The organism is Micromonospora sp. 4G55 (assembly GCF_016803375.1).
Window position 1 is genome coordinate 1 of record NZ_JAEVHN010000529.1, and the last position, 4,355, is coordinate 4,355.

The following is a 4,355-nucleotide window of genomic DNA, read 5'->3' on the forward strand; positions in this document are numbered from 1 at the left end:
GCCGACGTCACCGTCGCCGGCCGCAGCGAGAGCGCGCTCGACGCGGTCAAACGGGCGCTGGACAGGCGACGCGCCAGGGCCGACTCCCGGGACATCCACGGCTGGCACGTCGACGTGGTCAGCAACAGCGTCGTCGTGACGGCCCGACCCGGCGGCACCGCCGCGGCCACCGCGTACGTCCGGGCCAGCGGCGTTCCCGCCGATGCCGTCCGGGTGGTCACGTCCCCGGCCGCCCCGCGCCCGCTCTACGACATCCGCGGCGGCGACCAGTACGTCATCAACGGCAACACCCTGTGCTCGGTCGGCTTCGCGGTCGTCGGCGGGTTCGTCACGGCCGGCCACTGTGGACGCGCCGGCAGCCCGACCCTCGGCTTCAACAACGTCTCGCAGGGCACGTTCGCCGGCTCGTCGTTCCCCGGCGACGACTACGCCTGGGTACGCACCAACAGTTCCTGGACACCGCAGCCGTGGGTCAACAGCTACAACGGCGGCAACGTGACCGTGGCCGGCTCGCAGGACGCGGCCATCGGCAGCTCGGTCTGCCGCTCCGGGCGCACCACCGGCTGGCGCTGCGGCACCATCCTCGGCCGCAACGAGACCGTCGTCTACCCGCAGGGAGCCGTGTCAGGGCTGAGCCGCAGCAACGCCTGCGCCGAGGGCGGCGACTCGGGCGGCGCGTGGATCTCGGGCAACCAGGCCCAGGGGGTGACCTCCGGCGGCTCCGGCAACTGCTCCTCCGGCGGCACGACCTGGTTCCAGCCGGTGAACGAGATCCTCGGGGTCTACGGGCTGTCGCTCGTCACCACCGGCGGCGGGGAGCGGATCGTCAGCAACTGGAACAACCGGTGCATCGACGTGCCGAACTCCAACTTCTCCGACGGCGTACCCCTGCAGACCTGGACCTGCAACGGCACCAGCGCCCAGGCCTGGGCCTTCACCGGCGGGACGCTGCGGACCCAGAACAACAAGTGCATGGACGTGGCCTGGGGCTCCACCGCAAACGGCGCCACCATCCAGATCGCCAACTGCAGCGGCAACCCCGCCCAGCAGTTCGTCCTCTCCGCCGCCGGCGACCTGGTCAACCCCCAGGCCAACAAGTGCGTCGACATCACCGACTGGAACAACTCCGACGGTGCCCGCCTCCAACTGTGGGACTGCGCGGGCACCGCCAACCAGAAGTGGCGTCGCGGCTGACACCACCGCTCCCCCCGGCGCGGCGGACACCCCCGACACCACCGATCCCGCCGCCGCGCCGGTCGCTTCTCCCCCGTCGAACCCACGACAGGTTCGCGCCCGTCCCGCAGGAGGTCCCATGTTCCCCATCCGCACCCGCCGCCGGCCACGCGTGCTCGCCCTCGCCGGCGCCGCGCTCGTCGCCGCCACGGTCGCCCTCGCCGTACCGGTCGACTCCCGTCCCGCCGAGGCGGCGATCGGCGGCATCACCTGGCAGGACGAATTCAACGCCGCGGCCGGCGCCCCGGTTGACCAGAGCAGGTGGCGCTTCGACATCGGCGGCGGCGGCTGGGGCAACAACGAACGGCAGTACTACACCAACAGCACGAGCAACGCCGTGCACGACGGTCAGGGCAACCTGGTCATCACCGCCCGCCGGGAGAACCCGGCCAACTACCAGTGCCACTACGGCCGGTGCGAGTACACCTCGGCCCGGCTGCTCACCGCCGCCACCTTCACCCAGGCGTACGGCCGATTCGAGGCCCGGATCAAGATCCCTCGCGGGCAGGGCATCTGGCCGGCGTTCTGGATGCTCGGCAACGACATGGGCAGCGTCGGCTGGCCGAACGCGGGCGAGATCGACATCATGGAGAACATCGGCCGGGAGCCGAACACCGTCTACGGCACCATCCACGGCCCGGGCTACTCCGGCGCGGGCGGGATCACCGGCAGCCGGACCATCGCCGCGCCGCTCGCCGACGCCTTCCACACCTACCGGGTGGATTGGGAGCCGAACTCCATCGTCTGGTACCTCGACGGCGTCGAGTACCACCGCGTCGACCCCGCCCGGCTCGGCGGCAACCGCTGGGTGTTCGACCACCCGTTCTTCATGATCCTGAACGTGGCGGTCGGCGGCAACTGGCCGGGCTACCCGGACGCGTCGACCCAGTTCCCGCAGCAGATGCTGGTGGACTACGTCCGGGTCTCCGGCTACACCTCCGGTGGCGGCGAGCCCGCGCCGGGGACCACCCGGATCCGGGGCGCGGCGAGCGGCCGGTGCATCGACATCCCCGGCGCGAACCCGGTCGACGGGGCCAAGCTGCAGATCTGGGACTGCAACACCACCGCCGCGCAGGCGTGGACGTTCGCCGCCGACGGCACCCTGCGCGCCATGGGCAAGTGCATGGACCCGGCCTGGGCCGGCACCGCCAACGGCACCGAGGTCAACCTGGTGACCTGCAACGGCAACCCGGCCCAACGCTTCACCCTCACCGCCGCGGGTGACCTGGTCAACCTCAGCGCCAACCGCTGCGTCGACGTACGCGACCGGGTCACCGCCAACGGCGGCAAGCTCCAGCTGTGGGACTGCACCGGCGCCGCCAACCAGAAGTGGTCCCGCGCCTAGTCCCGTTCGTACCCCCCATCCCCCACGCCCTTCGTCGGCCGGCCGCGACCCGAGTCGACGAGATGGTGCCCCGTCCCCACCATCGAGGAGTTCCCGTGACCAACAGACGCTCGTGCCGGGCACGACTCGCCGCCGCCATCGGCGCGCTGGCGGCGCTCGTGCTCGCCGTACCCGTCACCCTCACCGCCACCCAGAACCCGGCGCTCGCCATCGGCCCCGACCTGCTTCCCGTCACCGTCGCCAACAACACCGGCCGCAGCGAGGCGGTCTACCTCTACATCCTGGGCACCGACATCCGCCCCGGCGGCGGCCTCGGCTACGTCAACGCCGCCGGCGCGTTCACCCGCTGGCCCGCCGGCGGCATCCCACCGACCCCGGCGCCGGACGTGTCGATCGCCGGCCCGCCCAACGGCGGCAGCGTCACCGTCCGGTTCCCGCGCTTCATCTCCGGGCGCATGTACTTCTCGTTCGGCCGCAAGCTCGACTTCCGCCTCACCCCGGACGGGGTCGTCCAGCCCGCGCCGTGGGCCGCCGGCGACCCGAACCGGGACGTCCTGTTCGACTGGTCCGAGTTCACCTACAACGATGCCGGCCTGTGGTTGAACAGCTCGCAGGTGGACCAGTTCGCCGTGCCGCACGCCGTCTCCGTCACCAGCGGCAGCGGCGCCACCACGAAGACCGGCGAACTGCTGAACGACGGCCGGAACAACGTCATCAACGCCGTCAAGGCGCAGCCGGCCTTCGCCCGCTCGGTCGTCACCCGCGCCGACGGCACCGTGCTGCGCGTCCTCGCGCCGGGCAAGGCCATGGACGCCGGCCTGATGGACCCCGCCTACCTGGACTCGTACATCAACTCGGCGTGGAACGCGTACACCAGCCGGACCCTCACGGTCGTGCCGCGCACCAACGAGCCGAACCGCCGGTTCTTCGGCCGCACCGTCGGCAGCACCATGGTCTTCACCGACTCGTCCGGCGCCCAGGTGGCGACGGTCGCCAGGCCGACCACCGGCAACGTGTGGGGCTGCGACGGCGTCTTCAACGCCCCGAACACCCCGCCGTTCATCGAGCCGGAGATCAAGCGCACCCTCTGCACCGCGCTGAACCGTGGCACCCTCGGCCAGTTCGACACCGAGCCCCGGCTCGACGCCGCCAGCTTCTACAAGAACAGCGCCCCGAACCACTACTCCCGGATCATCCACGCCAACATGGCCGACGGGAAGGCGTACGGCTTCGCCTACGACGACGTCGGCGGCTTCGAGTCGCTGGTGCACAGCGGCGATCCCCGTTCCGCCGCCGTCACCCTGACGCCGTTCGGCGCCGGGGGCCCGACCGGACCGCCGCCGACCACGCCGCCGGCCACCGGCGACCTGGTGGTCAGCAACTGGCACCAGAAGTGCGTCGACGTGCCCAACTGGAACTTCGCCGACGGCCAGCGGCTCATCGTCTGGGACTGCCACGGCGGCACCAACCAGCGCTGGGAGTTCGTCAACGGCACCCTGCGCACCCAGAACAACAAGTGCATGGACGTCGCCTGGGGTTCCACCGCCAACGGCGCCGCCATCCAGATCGCGACCTGCTCCGGCAACCCGGCCCAGCAGTTCGTGCTCGGCGCGGCGGGTGACCTGGTCAACCCGCAGGCGAACAAGTGCGTGGACATCGCCGGCTGGAACCCGAACAACGACGCGGTGCTCCAGCTCTGGGAGTGCACCGGCGGCGCGAATCAGAAGTGGCATCGCGGCTGACGGCGGCCTCCCGCGATCCGGCGGCGGCGGCCGAC

3 protein-coding genes are annotated in these 4,355 nt (G+C 71.5%); all 3 read left to right on the forward strand.

What is annotated here, in order from left to right:
* A partial coding sequence (locus tag JNW89_RS29045) for a ricin-type beta-trefoil lectin domain protein (RefSeq protein ID WP_238451522.1) occupies positions 1-1,194 on the forward strand: 1,194 nt, incomplete at its 5' end.
* A 118-nt stretch (positions 1,195-1,312) separates the two neighbouring features.
* Positions 1,313-2,578, forward strand: a complete 1,266-nt coding sequence (locus JNW89_RS29050) for a glycoside hydrolase family 16 protein (protein ID WP_238451523.1) — start codon at positions 1,313-1,315, stop codon at positions 2,576-2,578.
* A gap of 95 nt (positions 2,579-2,673) precedes the next feature.
* Complete coding sequence (locus JNW89_RS29055; protein WP_238451524.1) at positions 2,674-4,320, forward strand: beta-1,3-glucanase family protein; 1,647 nt, start codon at positions 2,674-2,676, stop codon at positions 4,318-4,320.
* Positions 4,321-4,355 lie beyond the last annotated feature (35 nt).